This window comes from Streptomyces sp. NPDC001599 (genome assembly GCF_042893535.1).
Classification (GTDB): Bacteria; Actinomycetota; Actinomycetes; order Streptomycetales; family Streptomycetaceae; genus Streptomyces.
Window position 1 is genome coordinate 248,505 of the sequence record NZ_JBIAVA010000006.1, and the last position, 18,369, is coordinate 266,873.

The window sequence follows — 18,369 nt, forward strand, 5'->3', positions numbered from 1 at the left end:
GGCGTCGGCTGCCGGGGCCGCGTTTCGAATCGTCTCCCCAAGCTCTCTTGACCTGGAGCGCGCTCCAGATCTGAGGATGAGGGGCATGGATGTCAACAACACCAACTCTCAGATCGTCCTCGGGACGATGGACTTCGGCACCCGCGTCGGCCAGGACGAGGCTTTCGCGATCCTCGACACCTTCGTCGGCGAAGGCGGGGTCTGGCTCGACACCGCGAACTGCTACTCCTTCTGGGTCGATCCGAGTGGCCTCGGCGGTGCCAGTGAGCAAGTCATCGGCGCGTGGCTTCGAGCCCGCCCCGATGCGCGGGCCGCGGTCCGGATCGCGACGAAGGTTCGGCAGAATCCGCGCGTCCCGCACGCCTGGCCACAGAGCGCCGAAGGACTTTCCGCCCCGGCCGTACGCATGGGCGTCGAGGAGAGCTTGGGGCGTCTCGGAGTCGATCACGTCGATCTCCTCTGGGCTCACGCCGAGGACCGCACCGTGCCGCTGGAGGAGACCGTCGGGGCCTTCGGCGAGCTGGTCACGAAGGGAACCGCTCTGCGGATCGGGGCGGCGAATCACGCTGCCTGGCGCGTCGAGCGCGCCCGGTCGCTCGCCCGGGAGCAGGGCGTGGAACCGTGGACGGCCCTGCAACTGCGCCACTCACTTGTGCAGCCGCGCCCACTCACCCCCCTCGCGGAGAGCGGTCATCGCCTGCTCACCGACGAGGACCTGGACCTCGCACAGTCGGAGGGGCTCACCGTGTGGTCGTACAGCTCGCTGATGTGGGGTTCCTACGTGCGCGCAGACAAGCCGCTTCCGCAGACCTATGATCATCCGGGTACCGCCCGGGTGCTCTCGGTCCTGGACGACGTGGCCGGCGAGCTGGCGGCCACGAGGAACCAAGTCGTCCTCGCCTGGCTGATGCGCAGAGGGATCGACCCCATCGTCGGCGTGAGCCGGACGGAGCAGCTCGTGGAGGCACTCGCCGCACGACGTGTGCGGCTCAGCGACGAGCACCTGGCCCGCTTCGCCGAAGCGCGGTAACAGAGACCGGACAAGGAACGCCGTGACCACCCTCCTTACTCCAGCAGCCGCTTCCGACCGGACCGGTGTCTCTCTCGACACACTGCGCTACTACGAGCGCGAAGGGCTGGTCGGACCGATCCGGCGCTCCCCAGGCGGGCGCCGGGAGTACACCGAGGACGACGTCTTCTGGATCGGCCTGATTACGTGCCTTCGTGACGCCGGCCTCGGCATCGCCGACCTGCGGGAATTCGTCGCCATTCTGCGCACCGAGCATTCCGTGCAGGACCGGGTTTCCTTCCTCCGCGAGCGTCGTGCCACGCTGGAGCAGCGCGCGGCGGCGCTGTCCCGGGCCATGGAGGTCCTCGACGACAAGATCGCCTACTACAGCTGACGGCCGTTCTCGATGCCCGGGACGAACAGCCTGTCGGGCCGTTCGACCACCCAGGTCCGGCCGTTGTAGTCCCGGGCGACACTGCCGGCTGACCTGGGGCCGGTAGTCGGGCAGGTCGATGGTGCGCGGGTGGCGGGCGGTGCGGTCCATCGATTTCATCGCGCGGGCTCCCGCAATCCTCTGTGTCACACCCCGGTGGCAGACTGGCGGCACGACAAAGCTCGGAAAGGCAGGGCGTTGCGGCAGGGGGCACCCGTTGAGCGCCGCTGCTCGGGGGTGGCTGGTGCCACGGGGGGGAGATGTGCGGCTGTGATCTTCGACAGTCTTGATGTGTCGTACGGCGAGATGTGGGGTTCCTATCGGGGAATGGCCCACCCGGACCCGATGTCGCGCGCGCTCGCGGCACGCAAGCATGCTGCCGGGATGGATTACGCGGTTCTGCTGTCCGCGCGGGAGCGACCGCTGGCACTGGTCGAATACTGGCCGCGCCGGATGTGGCGTGTGTATCTGTTCGACGACAGGTCCTGGTGCATGCAGATGATCGACCTCAAGCCGCACCACACGGGAATGTTGCTGGCCCACCGGAACACCCGATGGCAGTTTTCCACCGAGCAGGAGCACTCGTCCGGTCAGTGGGATGTTCAGGAGACCACGACCGTCCTTGCCGACAGGATGGTCGAGGTGAGGTCCGAGTTTGCCGGGCCGAGGGGGGCTCCGACGCAGCCACTGCACGCTCGGGCACCCGGCCGGTCGAGCTCCGACCCGGAGCACGTCCCCGTGCGGCTGCTCTCGGCGCCCGTCGAGGACTTCCTCTGCCCCGTACCGGAGTTCGGCGACTGGCAGGTGTTCGCGCCGTTCCTCGCCCAGCAGGGCCACGAGCCCGCCACGACCGTAGTCCTGCGCGACGTGTCGGTGGACGAAGGGTCGGGACCGCTGCGCGCCACCGAGATCGAGCAACTGTTCACCCCGGGCGAGTGCGACACTCCGGATGGACCGGCCGTCGTCGAGCCCGTTGACGCCGGCCTGCTGCGGATCACGTCAGGGCAGCTGGCGGTCTCGGACCCCGGCTGGATCAGCGACCCGCGGACCGTCGCTGTGCCACCGGGCGAGTTTCCGGTCACGCTGTCGCTTCTGCGCACGACACACGGGGCCCGTGTCGCCGCGGCCAGGGTGACCTTCCTGGACAGCCCGCCCCGCGAGTGGGAAATGGCCCTCCGGCCCGACGAGGACCTGGAGCTGCTCGGCGAGGGCCAGTTCTACGGGGTCGGCGTGGACACCGGCACAGCGGCTTTCATGGACGCGACGCGGACGGTGATCGAAGAGCAGCTGGACGAGGACCTGTTCATACCCCTCGACAGCGACAGCCGTTTCAGCGTCGAACTGCCCGGCACAGAGCCCGAGCCGAACCTCATCGCCTTCCGTGCCGGCCAGGGCGACGGGGCCTACCCCGTCTGGATCGGCCGCACCGATGACGGACGGGTTGGTTGCGTCGTCGTCGACTTCCAGCTCCATTCCGCCGACGGGGGAGAGTAGGGGGCCGCCGACCATCGGCGCGAGGCCGCACTGCCCGGGACTGGGACCGCGGCGAACCTCCGTAGCGCACACGGCGATTGAGAAGCTCGTCAACTCGATCACCGACTTCGGCCTGGTGGGCACCTCCCCGGAGGACGTCTGGAAGCTCGCCAGCGGTGCTACGCATCGACGTAGCCGTGCCCCGCAACGGCTCCCTGGTTGCCTTGCGGCCCGCATCTGGACGTGGCCCATACCTCACCTCGGCACGGCAGCACCTTCCTCCTGGAGAGTGCACGGGCCCGGTACGGCGCGGGTGGCCAGGTCCACGTCCGGGCGGCGGTTCGGGTCGGCGAGGACCTGCTGCATCAGCAGCGTCGCCGGGCCGTCCTTGGCGGGATTCGGGGGATTCGGGGGATTCGGGAGGATTATCCCATCACGCCCAAGGCCCGCAGGGACCGGGAACGCAGCGCGTACCACGGCTCAGGGCGGCCGTGGTCTTGCCGGCGCCCCAGCCCGTTCAGCGAGGCCGGGACGGGCCGGTCCCGGGCGGCGCGGGGAGCACCGGATCTTCGACGAATCCTTTCCGCGTAGGCCGCCGTTGTCCCCGGATTCCCCGTGTGAACGCCCGAGCAGGGGGAAGGAGTCGCCCCGGAGCAACGGGGGCCCCGCGGACCAGGCGTCTACACTCGACCGGCGACGGCCCCACCGACCGCGGCCGGAGCGGGCAGCTTCTGCCAGACCCGAAGGGTATTCGGCGTTTTGATACGGATGGACTCAGTCACCAAGCGGTACCCGGACGGCACCGTGGCGGTCGACCGGCTGTCGCTGGAGATACCCGACCGCTCGATCACGGTCCTCGTCGGGCCCTCGGGATGCGGCAAGACGACGACCCTGCGGATGATCAACAGAATGGTCGAGCCCACCGAGGGCACGATCCTGCTCGACGGCGAGGACCTCCAGCAGCAGCCCGTCACCACACTGCGCCGGTCCATGGGATACGTCATCCAGAACGCCGGGCTCTTCCAGCACCGCACGATCCTCGACAACATCGCCACCGTGCCGCGCATGATCGGCTGGGGCAAGCAGAAGTCCCGCGAGCGGGCCGCGGAGCTGATGGAACGGGTGGGGCTCGACGCCTCCCTCGCCAAGCGGTACCCGTACCAGCTCTCCGGCGGTCAGCAGCAGCGCGTCGGCGTGGCCCGGGCGCTCGCCGCCGATCCGCCCGTGCTGCTCATGGACGAGCCGTTCTCCGCCGTCGACCCCGTGGTCCGCAAGGGACTCCAGGACGAACTCCTGCGCATCCAGGATGAACTGGGCAAAACCATCGTCTTCGTCACGCACGACATCGACGAGGCCATCAAACTGGGCACCATGGTCGCGGTGATGCGCACCGGCGGCCGGCTCGCCCAGTTCGCACCGCCCGCCGAGCTGCTGTCCGACCCCGCGGACGACTTCGTCGAGGACTTCCTCGGCGCCGACCGCGGCATCCGGCGGCTCTCCTTCTTCCCGTCCGCCGCCCTGGAGCTGACCACCGGCCCGGTCGTGCGCGCCGACGCGACCGCCGAACAGCTCGCCGCCGCCGGCGGCGCCCCCCACCTGCTGGTGACCGACGCGGACGACCGGCCGCTGGGCTGGGCCGAGCCGGGCGACCTGAGGGCGGGGGACCTCGCGGCCGGGCGGCTGCTGTCCTACGGGCGGCCGTTCGTGCCCGGCACCGACTCGCTGCGGGCCGCCCTCGACTGCGCCGTGCTCTCGCCCACCGGCTGGGCCGTCGCCGTGGACGCCGACGGACGGGTGACCGGCGTCGTCTCCCAGCAGAGCGTCGGCGCGGCGATCCGCTCCGCCCACGGTGCGGGGAGCCCCGGCGCGGGGACCCCCGGCGACGCGCGGGCCGAGGAGCCCGCCGACGTCACGAAGGTCGCCCCGTGAACGGCTTCTTCGACATACCGAGCGACCTCGACAACACCTACTTCGGCCTGATCGGCCTGCATCTGCGCGAGGCGCTGCTGCCGGTCCTGGCCGGGCTGCTCGCCGCCCTCCCCCTCGCCCAGCTCTGCGTGCGCTTCCGCTGGCTGTACCCGCCCGTGCTCGGCGTGACCACCGTCTTCTACGCCGTCCCGTCGCTGGCCGTCTTCGTGGTCCTCATCGACTACACCGGGCAGACCGAACTGACCGTGATGATCCCGCTGGCCGTGTACAGCCTCGTGGTGCTCGTCCCGGCGATCGTCGACGGCGTGCGGTCGGTGCCCGAGGAGACCCTGGCCGCGTCCACCGCCATGGGCTTCGGGCCCGTACGGCGCTACCTCCAGGTGCAGTTGCCGATCGCCGTGCCCGCCATCCTCGCCGGGCTGCGGGTCGCCGTGTCGGCGAGCATCTCCCTGGTCAGCGTCGGCGCCCTCATCGGCAACCAGGGCGCCCTCGGCAACCTCCTCGCGGACGCCCAGAAGTACGGCCGGCCCGAGCTGGCGGTCAACTCGGTCCTGACCACCGCCGTACTGGCCGTCCTGTGCGACGCGCTGCTCGTCCTGGCCCGCAACCTGCTGACGCCCTGGATGCCACGCGGCAAGGGCGGGCGCCGCCCGAAGCAGGCCGCCGAGCGGCCCGAACCGCAGGAGGCGGCGACCCGGTGAACGTCCTCGACTTCGTCCACGCCTTCTTCAGCGACAGCGCCCACTGGCACGGCTACGACGGCATCCCCACCCGCCTGCTGGAACACGTCCAGTACACCCTGATGGCCCTCGGGCTCGCCGCCGCCATCGGGCTGCCCGTCGGGCTGCTGACCGGGCACACCGGACGCGGCGGCAACGCCGTCGCCTTCGTCGCCACCGCCGCCCGAGCCCTGCCCAGCTTCGGTCTGCTGGTACTGATCGCCGTCGTCGTCGGCATCGGCCTGCTGCCCGTGATGGTCCCGCTCGTCGTACTCGCGGTCCCACCCATCCTCGTGACCACCTACGAGGCGGTCCGCTCCGTCGACCCCTCCCCGGTGGACGCCGCCCGGGGCATGGGCATGCACGAGTCGGGCATCCTCTTCCGGGTCGAACTCCCGGTCGCCCTTCCGCTGGTCCTCAGCGGGCTGCGCTCGGCCGCCATCCAGGTCGTGTCGACGGCGACCATCGCCGCCTACGTCAGCCTCGGCGGCATCGGCCGCTACATCATCGACGGGCTCTACCAGCGCGACTACGAGAAGGTCGTCGGCGGCGCCACCCTGGTGGCCGTCCTGGCCCTGGTCACCCTCGCGGTCTTCTGGGCGGCGGGACGGTTCGCGGTCTCGCCGGGGGTGCGCAGGCGTTGAGCGCCCGGGCCGCGGAGAAACCGTAACCAGGCCGTACTTGACTCACCGGCAAGTGGCTCGTTTGGATCGACGGATGACTTTCACCGCGAAGAGCAGCAGGTCCAGGACCAGGCACACCGGCGCGGCGGCCGTCGCGCTCACCGCCGCGGCGGCGCTGCTCGCGGGCTGTTCCTCCGACTCCGACGGCACCTCCGACAACCCCCTCGCGGGTGACAAGGCGGAGGCGGGCACCGTCGTCGTCGGCTCGAACAACTTCGCCGAGAGCACCCTGCTCGCCGACATCTACGGAGAGGCGCTCAAGGCCAAGGGCCTCAAGGTCACCTACAAGCACAACATAGGCAGCCGGGAGACGACCTACGGCATGATGAAGAACGGCTCCGTCACGGTGCTGCCGGAGTACAACGGCTCGCTGCTCGCCTACCTCGACCCGAAGGCACAGCAGAAGTCCGTCGAGGCGGTGAACGAGGCGGCGAAGGCCAAGCTCGACAAGAAGCTGACGCTGCTTGAGTCGTCACCGGCCGAGAACAAGGACTCGGTGAGCGTCAACGCCGAGACCGCGAAGAAGCACGGCCTCACCGCCGAGTCGACCCTCGCCGACCTCAAGGACGTCGCGCCGGACCTGGTGATCGGAGGCTCGCCCGAGTTCCAGACGCGTCAGCAGGGGCTCAAGGGCCTGGAGTCGGTGTACGGACTGAAGTTCAAGTCCTTCAAGGCGCTCGACGCGGGCGGCCCGCTGACCCAGTCGGCGCTGACCAAGAACGACGTGCAGGCGGCGGACGTCTTCACCACCGACCCGACCATCATCAAGGAGAAGTTCGTCGTCCTGAAGGACCCGGAGAACCTCTTCGGCCACGCGAACGTGACCCCGCTGGTCACCAAGGACGGGCTGGACAAGGAGGGCGTGGCCACGCTCAACGCGGTCTCCGCCAAGCTGGACACCGAGACCCTCCTCGACCTGGACGCCCAGGTCCAGCTGGACAAGAAGGACCCGCTGGACGTGGCCAAGGAGTGGCTGAAGTCCGCGGGTCTCGTCTGACGGACGCCCGGGGAGGAAACGCCACGACCCGCTACGACGCCGCGGCCCCGGCCGCGGCGTCGATCAGCTGGTCGATCAGGGCGATGAGGACGTCCCGGCTCGAGGTCCGCTCCCGCGCGTCGCACAGCAGCACCTGCACGTGCTCCGGCAGCGCGAGGGCCTCGCGGATCTCGGCCGCCGGGTACGGGTGCCGGCCGTGGAAGCCGTTGACGGCGACGACGAACGGGATGCCCCGCCGCTCGAAGAAGTCGATCGCGGCGAAGCTCGACTCGGGCCTGCGGACGTCGACCAGGACCACCGCGCCGAGCGCCCCGATCGCCAGGTCGTTCCACATGAACCAGAACCGCTGCTGACCGGGTGTGCCGAAGAGGTACAGCACCACGTCCCGGCCGATGCTGATCCGGCCGAAGTCCAGCGCCACCGTCGTGGCCCGCTTCTCCTCGATGCCGGCGAGGTCGTCGACGTCCAGGCCCGCCGCGGTCAGCGGTTCCTCGGTGCGCAGCGGGGCGATCTCGCTGACCGACCCGACCATGGTGGTCTTGCCGACGCCGAAACCGCCCGCGATCAGGATCTTCACCGCCTCGGGCGCGGTGGAGCGTGCGGATGCCGTGGGCGTCTCGGCGACGCGCTCAGAGCCGGCCAAGGCCGTCCCTCACTTTCTGCAGCAGGTCCAGGTCGTCGGTGGCGCGGGAGACCGGGTGCGGCGGCCGGGCGGTGATCCGGCCGGCCTCCAGCAGGTCCGAGAGCAGGATGACGACCACGCTCACCGGCAGGTCGAGCCGGGCCGCGATCTCCGCCACGGCCATCGGCTCGGCGCACAGCCGCAGGATCCGCAGGTGTTCGGGCTGCGGCCGCGCCGCCCGGGCGGGCTGCGGGTCGATCGCGGTCACCGTCGTGATGAGGGTGAAGTCGGCGCGGCTGGGCCGGGTCCGGCCGCCGGTCAGGGTGAACGGCCGCACGAGCCGGCCCGCAGCGTCGCCTCCGGTCACGTCACTCGCCGGGGCCGGCGGTGGCCCGCGGTGCCGCGCTCAGGTGCTCGCCGATCTTCTTCACCAGCATGTTCATCTGGTACGCCACCACGCCGACGTCGGCGTTGGGCCCGGTGAGCACGACCAGGTGCGCGCCGGGTCCCGCGGAGGTGAGTATCAGGTAGCTGTTGGCCATCTCGATGAGCGCCTGGCGCACCGGGCCGCCCCGGAAGTCCATGCTGACGCCCTTGCTGAGGCTCATCAGGCCCGACGCGGTCGCCGCCAGCCGCTCGGCGTCGTCCCGCAGGAAGCCGGTGGACTTGCTGACGACCAGGCCGTCCTCGGAGAGCACCACGGCCTGGTTCACGTCGGCGACCCGCTCCACGAGTCCGGTGAGCAACTGGTCCAGCTCGGTGTGCGTGGCGGGGGAGGGTCGGGTCATCGCGTGTCCTTCGTGGGCGGTCGGCGGTCGGCGGTTGGGGTCGAGTGGGCGGCGGAGGAGAGCGCGTGCCCGTCGGTGGCGCGGTCGTCCGCGCGACCGGCGTCCTCGTCCGCCTCGTCTGCCTCGTTTGCTTCGGCTGCTTCGTCGTTGGTCTGGGCCCGCAGTGTGCCGCGCTGGAAACCGGCGAGGGATGAGGCGGCGCGCTCGGCGGTGAAGTCGGCGTAGTCGTCGCCCGCCGCGTCGTCCGAGCCGTCCCGGCGGCCGCCCGGATCCTCGTCGCGCAGTTCGGCGGCGAGGCTGGTCTGCGGTACCCGGCGGGGCAGCGGCGCCAGTCCGCCGCGCCCGTCGGCAAAGCCGTGGGAGGAGTCGCCGAAGGAGCCGCCGGGGGAACCCGCCGCGGCTGCGGACGGGCTCGCGGGCGCCGGCCGCGACGACCGTAGGGGCCGCACCGGCTCCGGGCCGCCGACCGGGTCTGCTGCGGTGGCCGGACCGGCCTCGGTGCCCGGGGCCGCCGGACCGGTGCCGGTGACCGGGTCGCCCGAGCCGCGCGCGGCGGCCGCGGCCGGTCCGGCGACCCGGGGGCCCCGCGCGCCCTCCGCCGCGACGTCGGTGCCGTCCGCCCCGCCGGCCGGCTCGCGCACCACGATGTCGTGCGGGATCAGCACGATCGCCGTGGTCCCGCCGTACGGCGAGGGGCGCAGCGTGACGGTGATGCCGTGCCGGTGCGCGAGGCGGGCGACGACGAACATGCCGAGCCGCAGGTCGTCGGCGAGTGCCACCACGTCGAACTGCGGCGCCACCGCCAACTGGGCGTTGAAGGACGCGTAGTCCTCCTCCGACAGCCCGAGCCCGCGGTCCTCGATCTCGACGGCCAGGCCCTTGGCCACCAGTGCCGCCCGCACCCCGACCGGGTTGGGCGCGGGGGAGTACGCCGTCGCGTTGTCGATCAGCTCGGCCAGCAGATGGATCACGTCGGCCACCGCGGGCGGGGCGAGGGCCACCTCCTCGTCGGCGTGCAGCTCCACCCGCTGGTACTCGGCGACCTCGCCGACCGCGCTGCGCAGGATGTCGACCAGCGACACGGGCTCGCGCCAGGTGCGCCGGGGCTGCTCACCGCTGATGATGACGAGGTTCTCCTCGTAGCGCCGCAGCTGACTGGCCGTGGAGTCCAGTTCGTACAGGCCCTTGAGGATCTCGGGGTCCGTGTGCTCGCGCTCCAGGGCGTCCAGCTTGCCGAGCTGCATGTTGACGAGGTTCTGGCTCTGCCGCGCGATGCCCAGGATGACCTTCTGGAAGCCGCGCCGGGTGTCGGCGAGTTCGACGGCGGTGTGCACGGCGGTGCGCTGCGCCGTGTTGAACGCCTGGGCGACCTGGCCGAGTTCGTCCCGTCCGTAGTCCAGCGGCGGCGTCGCGGACTCCACGTCGACCGTCTCGCCCCGCTCCAGGCGGGCCACCACGTCGGGCAGCCGCTCCTCGGCCAGGCTCAGGGTGGCCAGCCGCAGCCCGCGCAGCCGCCGGGACAGCGAGCGGGTGATGCGCCAGGACATCACGATGCACAGCACCAGCGCGATCAGGCCGCCCGCGCTGAGGACACCGGCCTTGATCAGCAGGCCCCGGGCCTCCTCGGCGCTGCGGTCCAGGAGCCCGTCCGTCTGCTGCCGGATGAGCTGCCCGTACTGGGTGGAGATCTTCTCGAAGGCGGTGATCCAGCGCTGCCGTGCGTCCGGCAGGTCGATCCGGTCGTCCCCGCCCGCCGAACGGGCCTCGAGCACCTGGTTCTCGACGTCCTGCATGGACTTCCACTCGGAGCTGGCGAGGATCCGCTCGGTCTGGGTCTTCGCACTGCCCGTCAGAGAGGGGACGATCTGGTCCTGCACCAGCCAGCGGCGGGTGTGCACCAGCTGGGCGAACCGGGACCACTGCTCCTCTCCCATCCGGTCGGACGGCCAGGCCAGCGTGAGCCGGGCGTCCTCCTGGGAGACCAGCTCGGCGGCGTGCTCCAGGGCGACCAGCGGCCCCGCCTGGGAGGTGAGGTCGCCGTCGTCGACCTGGGAGAGCTCCTGGAAGGCGTGGATCTGCTCGTCGACGATCGAGGTGTACTGGTCGAGCGCCTGCTCGGCGGTGATGTCGCTGGGGTCGTCCACCTGGTTGCGGTAGTACTCCAGGCTGCCCACCGAGCCGAGTACCGAGTACAGCCGGTCCGAGACCCGGGAGGGCGCGCTCTCGATCGCGTCGGACTGGCCGACCAACTGCGCGACCGCCCGGTCCGTCTTCTTCCGCTGTGCGTCCAGTTCGGTCCGGTCGCCGTCCGGTGCGGCCAGCCAGGCGGCCGACAGGCTGCGCTCCTTCTGCAGGGCCAGGGTGGCCTCGGTGCCCATGGCGCCGGTGTCGCGGCTCAGCTCCGTCTGCGCGCGCAGCCGCAGCCCCTCCGAGAACATCTGGATCGTCGTGACGCCCCACACGGCCGCGAGGGTGACGCCGGGGACCAGGGCCAGGAGGATCAGGGAGAGACGTATGGAGCCGAGGCGGCGCCGGGCACCCTTCTTCCGTGACTTCCGTGCAGGCATCGTCGTCCTAGGCGATCAGTGGGGCGGGGTGGCGGGGGTGCGGAGGTACCGGCGGCCGCGGGGCCCGGTCACCGGGTGCCGCCCGCGGCGAACTCGGCGACCGAGTCGGCGTTCGTCCGGGTCACGAACGCCGGGCCGGTCAGCACGGGGGCCACACCGCCGCCGCTGACGTTGCCGTTGGTGCGGTACAGCCAGAGCGCGTCCACCGCGAGATAGCCCTGGAGGTACGGCTGCTGGTCCACGGCGAACTGGACGTCCCCGCGTTTGACGGCGGCCACCAGGTCGTTGTCGAGGTCGAAGGTGGCGACGTGGGCGTCGCTGCCCGCGGCGTCGACCGACTCGACCGCGGTGAGGGCGAACGCCGCGCCGTTCATGACGACTTCGTCGATGCTCGGGTCCTGCCGCAGCCGCGCCGTGACGGCCGCACCGACCGCCTTCATGTCGGTGCCCTCGACGTAGAGCATCTCGGTCTCGCCGCCGAAGGTCTTCTTCACACCGGCGCAGCGGGCCTCCAGGGCGACGTTGCCGCGCTCGTGGATGACGCACAGGGCGTGCTTGGCCCTGAGGTCGTCCAGCTTGTCGCCGACGGCCCGGCCCGCGACGCTCTCGTCCTGCCCGAAGTACTCCAGGAGTCCGGTGGACCGCCAGGCGTCGATACCGGAGTTGAGGCCGACCACCGGGATCCCGGCCGCCTTGGCCTCGGCGACCGGAGCCCTCATCGCCTGCGGTTTGGCCAGGGTCACGGCGATGCCGTCGGCCTTGTCACGGACGGCGTCCCGGACGAGGTCGGCCTGGTCGGCGGTGTCGGCGTCCCCGGCATAGGTCAGGTCGACGCCGTCCTTGGCGGCCGCCGCCTCGGCGCCCTTGCGCACCCGGTCCCAGAAGGCGTCGCCCTCACCGCCGTGGGTGACCATGACGATCTTCATCCGGTCGCCGCCGGACCCGCCCGCGGCGTCCGCCGCCGAGCCGTCCTCGTCCCCGCCGAGGGCGGAGCAGCCGGCCGCCAGCAGACAGACGGCCGCGGTGAGGGCCGCGGTGCGCAGGGGTCCGGGGGAGTGGGTGGGCGGGGGAGCTGTACTCATGGGGGCGGGGGCACCTCGCTGTGCGGCCGAGCAGGAGGAACGGGGCGGGCCGGCCCGGAGCCGCGGGTCAGTGCGCCAACCGGGTGAAACTCGCCTGGCCGGAGCAAACCGTGTGTGACCGCTGGTAGTCAAGTGACCAGCCAACTCCTGTGAGTTGTCGGTGCCGCATCGTGATGAACGAGGGTGGCGAAAGCGGGCCGAAGCGGAATGCCGGGCGGTATGCCCGGCGGCGTGGGCCGTCGCTCCGGGTTGATCTGATGGTCAGTTAGGCCGTGAGTTATCGTGTACGGGGGGTAAAGACAGGCGGCACGGTCTGTTGAGTTCCAGCCCAGGAGAGTCCAGCCGATGGCGAGGCAGCTACGCGCCGAGCAGACCCGCGCGACGATCGTCGGTGCGGCGGCCGACCTGTTCGACCGCCGCGGCTACGAGTCGACCAGCCTGAGCGAGATCGTCGCCCACGCCGGGGTCACCAAGGGCGCCCTGTACTTCCACTTCGCGGCGAAGGAAGACCTCGCGCACGCCATCATGGAGATACAGTCCCACACCTCCCGCCGGCTGGCGAAGGACCTGGACGGGCGGGGCTACTCCTCGCTGGAGGCGCTGATGCGCCTCACGTTCGGCATGGCCCGGCTCTGCGAGGAGGGGCCGGTGCTGCGGGCCGGGCTGCGGCTCGCCACCGCGGGAGTACCGGTACGGCCGCCGCTGCCCCACCCCTTCACCGAGTGGCGGGAGATCGCCACGTCCCGGCTGCTGAACGCGGTGCGGCAGTCCGACGTGCATCCGGACATCGACGTCGACTCCGTCGCCCACACCCTCGTCTGCTCCGTCGTCGGCACCCGCGTCGTCAGCGGCACCCTCGAACCGGCCGGGCGCCAGCCCCGTCGCCTCGCCGAGATGTGGTACATCCTGATCCGGGGCATGGTCCCGGTGACCCGGCGCGCCCGCTACCTCACCCTCGCCGCCCGCCTGGAACAGGAGACGGGCGCGGCCTGACCGCCTGGTACGGGGACGCGCGCGGCCTGGCCGGTACGGTGACGAGCATGCCCGACACCCCGTTCGTGCCCGCCCCCGTCATCGTCGCCGACGAGCCCGGCTCCTTCCCGCACGGCGTGCTGGCCGAGCGGCACCCCGCCGTCGTGCGGCAGGTGCGGGACGCCTTCCCGTTCGGTCCCGAACGGCGCCGCGCGCTCGACGCGTTGCTCGCGAGCTGCGCCGACGGCGTGGTCGAGCCGCTGTCCGCCGACGCCGACCCCACCGGCCGCGACCGGGACCGCTGGGCGCGGTGGGGCATGGACGCGTACGCCGGCCGCTCCTGGTACGACGTGCCCTGGCTGTGGGCCGAGAGCCACTTCTACCGCCGGCTCCTCGACGCCGTCGGCTACTTCGGCCCGGGCACCTGGCAGGGCGTCGACCCCTTCCGGCCCGCCAAGCTGGCCGAACTCGACGCGCCGGAGACGGACGAGGAACTGGCCGCGCTCGACGGTCTCGACGAGTTGTCCGCCGAGGAGCGGGCCCGGGCGCTGCTGCACGGCTCGTTGTGGGGCAACCGCGCCGACCTCGGCTTCCGCCTCTCCGACCGGGGTGCCGGCACCGAGGGCGCGGTGGAGGCACTCGTCGCCGACGACAGCGACACCCTCTGGTCCCTGCTCCCGGCTCCCGGGACGGGCCCCACGGGCCGGGGTCCGGCCACGCTGTGCCTCGTCGCGGACAACGCGGGCCGCGAACTCGTCCCCGACCTGCTCCTCGTCTCGCACCTCCTCGCCGAGGGCCGCGTCGACCGGGCCGTCCTGCACGTCAAGCCGTACCCGTACTACGTCTCCGACGCCACGCCCACCGACCTGCTCGACGCCCTGCGGCGGCTGGTCGCGGCGGGCGGTGCGGCCGCGGCCCACGGCGAGCGGCTCTGGACGGCGCTGACCGACGGCCGCGTCACCGTCCGCGCCCACCCCTTCTCCTGTGCCCCGCTGCCGTACGCGGACATGCCCGACGACCTGCGCGCGGACTTCGCCGCGGCCACCGTCACCGTCCTCAAGGGCGACCTGAACTACCGGCGCCTGGTGGGCGACCGGTGGTGGCCGCCGACCACCTCCTTCGCGCGGGTCACCGCGTACTTCCCCGGCCCGGTCGCGGCGCTGCGCACCCTGAAGTCGGACGTGGTCACCGGGCTCGACGCGAGGACCGAGGCCGCGTTGGAGGCGAGCGGCGAGCGGCGCTGGCGGACGAGCGGGACGCACGCGCTGATCCAGGTCAGGCGCTGAGGGAGAAGTTCCCGCATTCCGGGCTGATTCACGCGATGGTGTGATCATGTGCGGCCCGGCGGATGCGGCCGAAGAGCCCTGGGTAGGGCCGGGCCATGACGCAACAGCCCTTCCGACTCCCGCACTTCTACCTGCCGCACCCCGCACGGCTCAACCCGCATCTCGACGAGGCGCGCGCCCACTCGACGACGTGGGCGCGCGAGATGGGCATGCTGGAGGGCTCCGGGGTCTGGGAGCAGTCCGACCTCGAAGCCCATGACTACGGCCTGCTCTGCGCCTACACCCACCCCGACTGCGACGGACCGGCGCTCTCCCTCATCACCGACTGGTACGTGTGGGTCTTCTTCTTCGACGACCACTTCCTGGAGAAGTTCAAACGCAGTCAGGACCGCCTCGCCGGCAAGGCCCACCTGGACCGGCTCCCGCTGTTCATGCCGCTCGACGACGCGGCCGGGATGCCCGAGCCGCAGAACCCGGTCGAGGCGGGCCTCGCCGACCTGTGGACCCGCACGGTGCCCGCGATGTCGGCCGGCTGGCGCCGCCGCTTCGCCGTCGCCACCGAACACCTCCTCAACGAGTCCATGTGGGAGCTGTCCAACATCAACGAGGGGCGTGTCGCCAACCCCGTCGAGTACATCGAGATGCGCCGCAAGGTCGGCGGTGCCCCGTGGTCGGCGGGGCTCGTGGAGTACGCGACCGCCGAGGTGCCCGCCGCCGTCGCCGGGTCGAGGCCGCTCAGGGTGCTGATGGAGACGTTCTCCGACGCCGTGCACCTGCGCAACGACCTCTTCTCCTACCAGCGGGAGGTCGAGGACGAGGGCGAGCTGAGCAACGGGGTGCTGGTGCTGGAGACCTTCTTCGGCTGCACCACCCAGGAGGCCGCCGAGCTGGTCAACGACGTCCTCACCTCGCGACTGCACCAGTTCGAGCACACCGCGTTCACCGAGGTGCCCGCTGTCGCCCTGGAGAACGGCCTGACCCCGCCTCAGGTCGCCGCCGTCGGCGCGTACACGAAGGGCCTCCAGGACTGGCAGTCCGGCGGCCACGAGTGGCACATGCGTTCCAGCCGCTACATGAACAAGGGGGAGCGGCCCCTGGCCGGCTGGCAGGCGCTGACCGGGCCAGGCACCTCCGCCGCGGACGTCGGCGCGCTGCTCGCCGACGCGGTCGCCCGGCGCGCCCGCCCCTACACGTACGTGCCGTTCCAGAAGGTCGGTCCGTCCGTCATCCCCGACATCCGCATGCCCTACCCGCTGGAGCTGAGCCCCGCGCTGGACGGTGCCCGGCGGCACCTGTCCCAGTGGTGCCGGGAGATGGGCATCCTCGGCGAGGGCGTCTGGGACGAGGACAAGCTGGAGAGCTGCGACCTCCCGCTGTGCGCCGCCGGACTCGACCCGGACGCCACCCAGGACCAGCTCGACCTCGCCTCCGGCTGGCTGGCCTTCGGCACCTACGGCGACGACTACTACCCGCTGGTCTACGGCCACCGCCGGGACCTCGCCGCCGCCCGGCTGACCACCGCACGCCTGTCGGACTGCATGCCGCTCGACGGCGAGCCGGTCCCGCCGCCCGTCAACGCCATGGAACGCTCCCTGATCGACCTGTGGGCGCGCACGACGGCCGGCATGACGCCCGAGGAGCGGCGTCCGCTGAAGACGGCCGTCGACACGATGACCGAGGCCTGGGTGTGGGAGCTGTCCAACCAGATCCAGAACCGCGTCCCCGACCCGGTCGACTATCTGGAGATGCGCCGCGCCACCTTCGGCTCCGACCTCACCCTGGGCCTGTGCCGCGCCGGACACGGCCCGGCGGTGCCGCCCGAGGTCTACCGCAGCGGCCCCGTCCGCTCCCTGGAGAACGCGGCGATCGACTACGCGTGCCTGCTCAACGACGTCTTCTCCTACCAGAAGGAGATCGAGTACGAGGGCGAGATCCACAACGCGGTCCTCGTCGTGCAGAACTTCTTCGGCGTCGACTACCCGGCCGCCCTGGGCGTCGTGCAGGACCTGATGAACCAGCGCATGCGCCAGTTCGAGCACGTCGTCGCGCACGAACTCCCCGTCGTCTACGACGACTTCCAGCTGTCCGAGGAGGCGCGGACCGTCATGCGCGGCTACGTCACCGACCTGCAGAACTGGATGGCCGGCATCCTCAACTGGCACCGGAACGTCCCGCGCTACAAGGCCGAGTACCTGGCGGGACGCACCCACGGCTTCCTCCCGGACCGGATCCCGACCGCGCCCGTGACCACGCGGGCCGCAGCGCCGATCGCCGTGCCGGGGAGCAGTCCCGCCCTGACGCACTGACCGACGTTCAGTCTCACTCTTTCGTGGCTCGTCACGCGCCGGTGCGCCGGGTAGAGCACCTGCCGGAGGCGATCCATGGAACAGACTGCGTTGCGTCCCAAGCCGATGCCCGGCCGGGATCCGGGACCCGGTACCGAGCCCGACGGCGCCCGGCGTCCCCACGCCGGCCGTCGGCGCCGCCGGCGGCTCACCACCCTGCTGCTCGGCGTGCTCGCCGCGGCCGTCCTGCTCCTCGCGGGCGTGGGCCTCGGCACGGTGGGTGCCACGGTGATCGGTATGAGCAAGCTGGCCGAACTGCGGCAGCAGGCCGCGGCGACGGGCACCCGGGGCGCCCCGGCGCACCCGTCGGCCGGTCCGTCCGCCGGCCGGTCCCCCTCCCCGGCGCCGGCCGGCGCGACCCTCGGGGTGGAGGCCGTGGACGACGAGAAGCCCGGGGCCCGGGTCGTGGGCGTCCACGTGCCGGGCCCCGGGTACACGGCGGGCCTGGTGCGGGGCGACGTACTGCTCGCCGTCGGCACGACCCGCGTCGACTCGGCGGCCGACCTCGCGCACGCCGTGGCCCGCGCCAGGCCCGGCAAGGAGGTCAAGCTCACCGTGCGCCACCGCAGCGGCGGCTACCAGCAGCTGACCGCCGTACCGGGCGTCGTCACGTGACCGTGCGGAAGTGGCTCGTGAGCCGTCCGGCGTCGTCCAGCACGTGGAAGGCGAGCCCGACCGGCGCGTCCCGGTCCGCGACCTGCTCGCCCTCCCAGGGCAGCCGCAGCGTCCACGTCACCCCGGGCCCCACCACCAGTGGCCGCCCGGCGAACACGGTGGCGGCGGGGGAGTGGGCGTGACCCGTGATCAGCCCGGCGATCCCGGGCCTGCGCTCCAGCAGTGCGGCCAGGCGCTCGGGGCGGCGCAGCCGGTAGGAGTCGGGCAGGGGATGGTGCACGGCCGTGGGCGGGTGGTGGAAGGCGAGCAGGGCCGGAACGCCGTCGTCGAGTCCGTCGAGCGAGGCCTCGATCCAGTCGTACGTCTCCCCGTCCAGCTCCCCCTCGTCGCTGCCCGGGATGCTGGAGTCGCACATCAGGACGGCGCCGCCGTCGAAGACGTGCACGTCGTTGACCGGGCCGTCGGCGGCCGGGCGGCCGAGCAGGGCCTTGCGGTAGGGCGCACGGCTGTCGTGGTTGCCCGGGCAGGTCAGCACGGGGAACGGCGCGGAGCCGTCGCGCAGGCCCAGGACGCGGGCGGCCTCCTCGTACTCCGCCTCCGTGCCGTGGTCCGCGATGTCCCCGGTGACCAGGAGCGCGTCCACCCGCCCCGGCAGTCGCCACAGCCTCTCGCGCGCCCGCTCGGCGCGCTCCGTCGCCCGCGGGCTTCCGTCCAGGTGCAGATCGCTGATGTGCGCGAGTACGAGCACGGTGCCGGCCTCCTCCGGGCGCCCGGACCGCGACGCCCCCGATGCTAATGCTTGAGGTGCATACAACCATTAGTCGTGAGGGTCGATCAATGCCAATCGGC

The 18,369-nt window shown here is 71.9% G+C and carries 17 protein-coding genes; 11 read left to right on the top strand and 6 right to left on the bottom strand.

Annotated features, from left to right (window positions below; translation table 11 throughout):
- Positions 1-76: 76 nt before the first annotated feature.
- The 7 genes from ACFYZ3_RS18090 to ACFYZ3_RS18120 all read left to right on the top strand — a co-directional run bounded on the left by ACFYZ3_RS18090 (position 77) and on the right by ACFYZ3_RS18120 (position 7,243).
- Complete coding sequence (locus tag ACFYZ3_RS18090) at positions 77-1,030, top strand: aldo/keto reductase (protein WP_388518362.1); 954 nt, start codon at positions 77-79, stop codon at positions 1,028-1,030.
- A gap of 22 nt (positions 1,031-1,052) precedes the next feature.
- A complete protein-coding gene (locus ACFYZ3_RS18095) occupies positions 1,053-1,403 on the top strand; it encodes a MerR family transcriptional regulator (protein WP_388518365.1) in 351 nt (116 codons plus the stop codon).
- A gap of 309 nt (positions 1,404-1,712) precedes the next feature.
- Positions 1,713-2,936: a DUF4241 domain-containing protein gene (locus ACFYZ3_RS18100; protein ID WP_388518368.1), complete on the top strand. Its 1,224-nt coding sequence runs from the start codon at positions 1,713-1,715 to the stop codon at positions 2,934-2,936.
- A 738-nt stretch (positions 2,937-3,674) separates the two neighbouring features.
- Positions 3,675-4,844, top strand: a complete 1,170-nt coding sequence (locus ACFYZ3_RS18105; RefSeq protein ID WP_388518370.1) for an ABC transporter ATP-binding protein — start codon at positions 3,675-3,677, stop codon at positions 4,842-4,844.
- The gene (locus ACFYZ3_RS18110) at positions 4,841-5,545 is read left to right on the top strand and encodes an ABC transporter permease (protein ID WP_388518373.1); all 705 of its coding nucleotides are present in this window, start codon (positions 4,841-4,843) and stop codon (positions 5,543-5,545) included. Before ACFYZ3_RS18105 ends, ACFYZ3_RS18110 begins: the two co-directional genes overlap by 4 nt.
- Entirely contained in the window at positions 5,542-6,207 is a 666-nt protein-coding gene (locus tag ACFYZ3_RS18115) for an ABC transporter permease (RefSeq protein ID WP_388518375.1), read from the top strand. The genes ACFYZ3_RS18110 and ACFYZ3_RS18115 overlap by 4 nt, the downstream gene beginning before the upstream one ends.
- 73 nt (positions 6,208-6,280) lie before the next feature.
- Positions 6,281-7,243: an ABC transporter substrate-binding protein gene (locus tag ACFYZ3_RS18120; protein WP_388518378.1), complete on the top strand. Its 963-nt coding sequence runs from the start codon at positions 6,281-6,283 to the stop codon at positions 7,241-7,243.
- A 31-nt stretch (positions 7,244-7,274) separates the two neighbouring features.
- Here ACFYZ3_RS18120 and ACFYZ3_RS18125 read toward each other — a convergent pair whose 3' ends face one another.
- From ACFYZ3_RS18125 to ACFYZ3_RS18145, 5 genes are all read right to left on the bottom strand, one after another.
- A complete protein-coding gene (locus ACFYZ3_RS18125) occupies positions 7,275-7,886 on the bottom strand; it encodes an ATP/GTP-binding protein (protein WP_203695126.1) in 612 nt (203 codons plus the stop codon).
- Entirely contained in the window at positions 7,873-8,232 is a 360-nt protein-coding gene (locus ACFYZ3_RS18130) for a DUF742 domain-containing protein (protein WP_356857034.1), read from the bottom strand. The genes ACFYZ3_RS18125 and ACFYZ3_RS18130 overlap by 14 nt, the downstream gene beginning before the upstream one ends.
- Before the next feature lies 1 nt (position 8,233).
- Positions 8,234-8,653, bottom strand: a complete 420-nt coding sequence (locus ACFYZ3_RS18135; protein WP_003972853.1) for a roadblock/LC7 domain-containing protein — start codon at positions 8,651-8,653, stop codon at positions 8,234-8,236.
- Entirely contained in the window at positions 8,650-11,220 is a 2,571-nt protein-coding gene (locus tag ACFYZ3_RS18140) for a nitrate- and nitrite sensing domain-containing protein (protein ID WP_388518382.1), read from the bottom strand. Before ACFYZ3_RS18140 ends, ACFYZ3_RS18135 begins: the two co-directional genes overlap by 4 nt.
- Before the next feature lie 68 nt (positions 11,221-11,288).
- Positions 11,289-12,302, bottom strand: a complete 1,014-nt coding sequence (locus tag ACFYZ3_RS18145) for a substrate-binding domain-containing protein (RefSeq protein WP_388518384.1) — start codon at positions 12,300-12,302, stop codon at positions 11,289-11,291.
- 345 nt (positions 12,303-12,647) lie between these two features.
- On the opposite strand from ACFYZ3_RS18145, the gene cprB reads away from it, so the two are divergent.
- From cprB to ACFYZ3_RS18165, 4 genes are all read left to right on the top strand, one after another.
- On the top strand, positions 12,648-13,295 hold the full coding sequence (gene cprB, locus ACFYZ3_RS18150) for a transcriptional regulator CprB (RefSeq protein WP_388518387.1): 648 nt from the start codon (positions 12,648-12,650) through the stop codon (positions 13,293-13,295).
- A 47-nt stretch (positions 13,296-13,342) separates the two neighbouring features.
- Positions 13,343-14,560 carry a damage-control phosphatase ARMT1 family protein gene (locus ACFYZ3_RS18155; RefSeq protein WP_388518390.1) on the top strand — a complete coding sequence of 406 codons (1,218 nt, stop codon included), beginning with the start codon at positions 13,343-13,345 and terminating at the stop codon, positions 14,558-14,560.
- Positions 14,561-14,655: 95 nt separating this feature from the next.
- Positions 14,656-16,866 (top strand): germacradienol/geosmin synthase Cyc2, encoded by a 2,211-nt coding sequence (gene cyc2 / locus ACFYZ3_RS18160; protein ID WP_388518393.1) that lies wholly within the window; start codon positions 14,656-14,658, stop codon positions 16,864-16,866.
- 75 nt (positions 16,867-16,941) lie between these two features.
- The gene (locus ACFYZ3_RS18165) at positions 16,942-17,520 is read left to right on the top strand and encodes a PDZ domain-containing protein (protein WP_388518396.1); all 579 of its coding nucleotides are present in this window, start codon (positions 16,942-16,944) and stop codon (positions 17,518-17,520) included.
- Here ACFYZ3_RS18165 and ACFYZ3_RS18170 read toward each other — a convergent pair.
- The gene (locus ACFYZ3_RS18170; protein WP_388518399.1) at positions 17,513-18,268 is read right to left on the bottom strand and encodes a phosphodiesterase; all 756 of its coding nucleotides are present in this window, start codon (positions 18,266-18,268) and stop codon (positions 17,513-17,515) included. The genes ACFYZ3_RS18165 and ACFYZ3_RS18170 overlap by 8 nt on opposite strands.
- Between the last annotated feature and the right edge of the window lie 101 nt (positions 18,269-18,369).

Bases quoted from the DNA above. Each gene is read 5' to 3' on its own strand.
- ACFYZ3_RS18090 (WP_388518362.1), top strand. From the start codon at position 77: ATGAGGGGCATGGATGTCAACAACACCAACTCTCAGATCGTCCTCGGG.
- ACFYZ3_RS18120 (WP_388518378.1), top strand. From the start codon at position 6,281: ATGACTTTCACCGCGAAGAGCAGCAGGTCCAGGACCAGGCACACCGGC.
- ACFYZ3_RS18135 (WP_003972853.1), bottom strand. From the start codon at position 8,653: ATGACCCGACCCTCCCCCGCCACGCACACCGAGCTGGACCAGTTGCTC.
- ACFYZ3_RS18140 (WP_388518382.1), bottom strand. From the start codon at position 11,220: ATGCCTGCACGGAAGTCACGGAAGAAGGGTGCCCGGCGCCGCCTCGGC.
- ACFYZ3_RS18145 (WP_388518384.1), bottom strand. From the start codon at position 12,302: ATGAGTACAGCTCCCCCGCCCACCCACTCCCCCGGACCCCTGCGCACC.
- cprB (WP_388518387.1), top strand. From the start codon at position 12,648: ATGGCGAGGCAGCTACGCGCCGAGCAGACCCGCGCGACGATCGTCGGT.
- ACFYZ3_RS18155 (WP_388518390.1), top strand. From the start codon at position 13,343: ATGCCCGACACCCCGTTCGTGCCCGCCCCCGTCATCGTCGCCGACGAG.
- cyc2 (WP_388518393.1), top strand. From the start codon at position 14,656: ATGACGCAACAGCCCTTCCGACTCCCGCACTTCTACCTGCCGCACCCC.
- ACFYZ3_RS18165 (WP_388518396.1), top strand. From the start codon at position 16,942: ATGGAACAGACTGCGTTGCGTCCCAAGCCGATGCCCGGCCGGGATCCG.